General features: G+C 35.3%; 5 protein-coding genes, 3 tRNA genes, 3 rRNA genes and 1 other annotated feature. Of the genes, 3 read left to right on the top strand and 8 right to left on the bottom strand.

The window, feature by feature from the left end; all coding sequences use genetic code 11:
• Positions 1-136 precede the first annotated feature (136 nt).
• The 5 genes from IR152_RS19485 to IR152_RS20325 form a co-directional block, all read right to left on the bottom strand.
• Positions 137-213: transfer RNA gene (locus tag IR152_RS19485), tRNA-Ile, on the bottom strand.
• A gap of 11 nt (positions 214-224) precedes the next feature.
• Positions 225-313 (bottom strand) — tRNA-Leu (locus IR152_RS19480).
• A 5-nt stretch (positions 314-318) separates the two neighbouring features.
• A 5S ribosomal RNA gene (gene rrf, locus IR152_RS19475) occupies positions 319-435 on the bottom strand.
• Between the two features lie 205 nt (positions 436-640).
• Positions 641-716, bottom strand: a tRNA-Ala gene (locus IR152_RS19470).
• 37 nt (positions 717-753) lie between these two features.
• Positions 754-1,025 (bottom strand) — a sequence feature (16S ribosomal RNA rRNA prediction is too short).
• Between the two features lie 603 nt (positions 1,026-1,628).
• On the bottom strand, positions 1,629-1,796 hold the full coding sequence (locus IR152_RS20325) for a hypothetical protein (protein ID WP_311315461.1): 168 nt from the start codon (positions 1,794-1,796) through the stop codon (positions 1,629-1,631).
• Here IR152_RS20325 and IR152_RS20320 point away from each other — a divergent pair.
• Positions 1,741-2,094: a VanZ family protein gene (locus IR152_RS20320; protein ID WP_413927523.1), complete on the top strand. Its 354-nt coding sequence runs from the start codon at positions 1,741-1,743 to the stop codon at positions 2,092-2,094. The genes IR152_RS20325 and IR152_RS20320 overlap by 56 nt on opposite strands.
• Here the strand turns inward: IR152_RS20320 and IR152_RS19460 are convergent.
• Entirely contained in the window at positions 2,020-2,622 is a 603-nt protein-coding gene (locus IR152_RS19460) for a transcriptional regulator (RefSeq protein WP_227453482.1), read from the bottom strand. The genes IR152_RS20320 and IR152_RS19460 overlap by 75 nt on opposite strands.
• A gap of 62 nt (positions 2,623-2,684) precedes the next feature.
• On the opposite strand from IR152_RS19460, the gene IR152_RS19455 reads away from it, so the two are divergent.
• On the top strand, positions 2,685-2,894 hold the full coding sequence (locus tag IR152_RS19455) for a hypothetical protein (RefSeq protein ID WP_227453481.1): 210 nt from the start codon (positions 2,685-2,687) through the stop codon (positions 2,892-2,894).
• A 198-nt stretch (positions 2,895-3,092) separates the two neighbouring features.
• Positions 3,093-3,242 carry a hypothetical protein gene (locus IR152_RS19450; RefSeq protein ID WP_227453480.1) on the top strand — a complete coding sequence of 50 codons (150 nt, stop codon included), beginning with the start codon at positions 3,093-3,095 and terminating at the stop codon, positions 3,240-3,242.
• Positions 3,243-3,522: 280 nt separating this feature from the next.
• Here IR152_RS19450 and rrf (IR152_RS19445) read toward each other — a convergent pair.
• Together rrf (IR152_RS19445) and IR152_RS19440 are read right to left on the bottom strand one after the other, a co-directional pair.
• A 5S ribosomal RNA gene (rrf, locus tag IR152_RS19445) occupies positions 3,523-3,639 on the bottom strand.
• 201 nt (positions 3,640-3,840) lie between these two features.
• A 23S ribosomal RNA gene (locus IR152_RS19440) occupies positions 3,841-3,961 on the bottom strand; the annotation flags it as partial.

Below are 3,961 nucleotides of genomic sequence, written 5' to 3'. Positions count from 1 at the left end.
CTGAGCCAGGATCAAACTCTCAAATAAAAGTTTATCAGGCTCAGATACTATTGTTATCAAAATATCTGGCTTTATGGTTTGTTTCTTGTTTATAAATTAACCTACTGTTTAATTTTCAAAGTTCTTTAAATTATTGTGGTGGGCCATCAGGGACTCGAACCCCAGACCTACCGGTTATGAGCCGGGCGCTCTAACCAACTGAGCTAATGGCCCACAATAATTTGTGGTGCCGAAGACCGGAATCGAACCGGTACGAGAGGTAAGTCCCGCAGGATTTTAAGTCCTGTGCGTCTGCCAGTTCCGCCACTTCGGCACATTACCTGGCTATGTCCTACTCTCCCAGGCAGTTTCCCACCAAGTACCATCAGCGCTAGAGAGCTTAACTTCTGTGTTCGAAATGGGAACAGGTGTATCCTCTCTGCTATTATAACCAGATTATTATCTAAATTTTAATTTAACTTTTTTCTAAGACAAGTATTATAATAACATCTTTATCTTATTGTGTCAACACTTTTTTCATTAGATTTTTTAGTTTATAAAACTATTAAAAATCTATACTTTTTGATAAGTTTAAACATATAAAGTTAGCACTCTAAAAACTACATATATAAATCAAAGATTTAGGTAATATACTCTTAAATGGTGAAGATGAGGAGAGTTGAACTCTTGACCCCTTGCTTGCAAGGCAAGTGCCCTCCCAACAGAGCTACACCTCCATATATAAAGTTTATCAAAAACTTTCAAAATTAAACAGTAGGCAATTCTTCTTAGAAAGGAGGTGATTCAGCCGCACCTTCCTCCAAGTTATCCCTGGCAGTTTCTCTAGAGTGCCCAACTTAATGATGGCAACTAAAGACAAGGGTTGCGCTCGTTGCAGGACTTAACCCAATATCTCACGACACTAGCTAACGACCACCATGCACCACCTGTCACTAATGTCCCCGAAGGGAACTCTCCGATTAAGGAGATGTCATTGGGATATCAGGCTTAGGTAAGGTTCTTCGCGTTGCTTCGAATTAAACCACATACTCCGCTACTTGTACGGGTCCCCGTCAATTCCTTTGAGTTTCACCCTTGTGAGCGTACTTCCCAGGCGAATTACTTAATGCGTTAGCTGCAACACCAAAGGGGGTAACCCCCGACACCTAGTACTCATCGTTTACAGCTTGGACTACCAGAGTTCTGCGGACACTCACAAACCACATAGAAAGGAAGATTGTGCTACCTCTGCTATTAGTTGTACAATTTTTTTCATTAAAGAAATCTACACATCTCACACTTTTTTCTACTTTATCAACTTAATTATAATTGTAAGAATTTCATTTATTTTTAAGAAACGCTTTATAGACTTATATATTTTATTTTGATATAATTACTATCAAATAATCTATCTGAGATTGTGGTACAAATTTATATGGACATTGTACAAAATACAAAAACAAGTGTCAATATTCAACTTGGGTTTTGGGATTCGATTAAAGATTTATTACAAATCGACCCTGTTTTTATTTTGGGAGCTATATTAATAGGAATTTTTTTAATAATGATATTTAAAAGGAACAATAGTACTCCTAAATGTCGAACATCAATCTTATCATTGGTCATGTACTACTATTTATGCCTTATATTTACAAAAATTGTTGTATTCCTACAATTAGTGAATTTAGCCGATTATCACAATTAGGAGAACCTTTCTTTAATCCAAACATCAAACTAATTCCATTCAGTGATGGATTTAGTTTGAGTTTCTTACTAAACATTTTTCTTTTTATCCCTTTAGGACTTTTGTGCCCCATGATAAACAGAATATATGAACGTGCTCAAAACGCAATTTTACTTGGAACAGGTTTATCTTTGTTTATTGAAATTATTCAACTATTCACATTATATAGAGCCAGCGATGTTAATGATTTGCTCACAAATGTTCTTGGAACAATAATTGGTTATTTGTGCTTTAGATTAATTGTAAAACTAAAAATTGTAAAGTCAAATTATAACCAAGATTCTAAAGTGAATGATTTATCCCAATATTTGCCAATCGCCATTATGGCAGTAACTTTTGTAATAGAATTTTTCAGACCTCATATAGTATGATAACCCAAATTGTGTCAGACTTTCCCAACACCTAGTGAGGTAAAGGAGATACAATGATTCCTTTTCGATTTCTCTGATAAATTCGTCTATTGGTACTTTGAGGTAATCTGGCTTTTCTTCATAGTATTTTTTGTTTGCTGAGTAGATAAGTAGTGTGATTTTCGGCTCATAAGTTTCCGTATCTATTACGTAGTAATAAATCTGGGAAGTTTCCAGTACCATATCAATAATTTCAAAGCCTCTGGTAAAAATGCTGTTATGTTCTTGGTTCAGCAATTCCGTAGGGCACTGATAAAATCGTTTAGAATCTTTACGAAAAAACAGCGGAAGTATATGCATTTCGTTACAGCTTGTATTTACAAGAATATAGAATCTCGGTATCAGAACAGCGTATTCGTTCATCAAACCAATATATACATCATCTACTTTATCAAGAAGATATTCCGTGTCTGTATTTCTGTAAAATACATATTCTAGCAATCGTCCCGATTCCGCAGTAGCTTCTAGCATGACTGACATTTTCTGCATAGATACATTGTCCCCTGTAAGCCACCACACATCTACAAGATGTTCAGAATGTAAAGTTGTGTATGAAGCCAAACTCCCTTGATGAATATTTACAGAAAAACCGAGACTGGCTCATAAAGAATGTAGCAGCCAGTATTAAAATGCAGTGGGATAAAATGACAAACCGCGAAAATGGAATTTTAGAGGAAATTTCACACGCACGTTTAAATAAAAAACAACGCTTAGCCTTGGAAACTTTTGAAAAACATCAGGAATTGAAAAAATATTTATAGAGAAAAGAAAATTGATATAAAACAGTACATAGAACAAAAAAGAATTTCAAAAGAACATTTTTAAGAACATGGCAAACACATTTCGAAATGAGGGTTGAAAATCTTATCTCCGCAGACAAGCTACAATGTTCTATGTCCAAAAGCCATCATTTAGAATTAACCGAACCACAGAAACAATTACTGGCTTCTATTAAGAGCTTGCTTGTTTATATTGAAAATGCTACACTTTCTTCATCAGAAATGGCACCGCATATAGAAATGACAAAAATTGTATCTGGTAAGACCATTGAGGAAGATATGAGTATCTGGAATCGCTTTATATCTGATTCAGAGATAGCTACCATGTAGATTGTGAATATCAAGCCAAAGCATTTGATGAAACTATTCCAATCTTGGACAGGAAACGGGAAGATTTCCTGAAAGGAAATCCATATTACAGTATACAGATGGAACATTTACCAGAAGAGGGTGTTGCAATCCTATACAAAATGAAAAATGCTTCAAACCCAATATTTATTAGGGTTTGAAGCATCTCAAATGCCGCAGACCGGAACCGAACCGGTACGAGAGGTAAGTCCTGCAGGATTTTAAGTCCTGTTCGTCTGCCAGTTCCGCTACTTTGCATATCACCTGGCTATGTCCTACTCTCCCAGGCAGTTTCCCACCAAGTACCATCAGCGCTAGAGAGCTTAACTTCTGTGTTCGGAATGGGAACAGGTGTATCCTCTCTGCTATTATAACCAGATTATTGTCTAAATTTTAATTTAACTTTTTCTAAGATACGTATTATAACAATATCTTTGTCTTATTGTATCAGTACTTTTTTCATTTGATTTTTTAGTTTATAAAACTATTAAAAATCTATAATCTTTGACAAGTTTAAATATATAAAATTAACACTCTAAAAACTACACATATATCTTAGTGAGTGAACATCAAGTAAATATTGGTCAAGTCCTCGACCTATTAGTATCGATAAGCTAAATACATTGCTGCACTTACACCTTCGACCTATCAACCAGATAGTCTTTCTGGGGTCTTACCCTTGCGGTGGGAAATCTTATCTT

Source organism: Clostridioides sp. ES-S-0108-01 (assembly GCF_020662285.1).
GTDB lineage: Bacteria > Bacillota > Clostridia > Peptostreptococcales > Peptostreptococcaceae > Clostridioides.
Note: the sequence above shows the minus strand (reverse complement) of the source record. Positions and strands in the feature narration are given on the sequence as shown.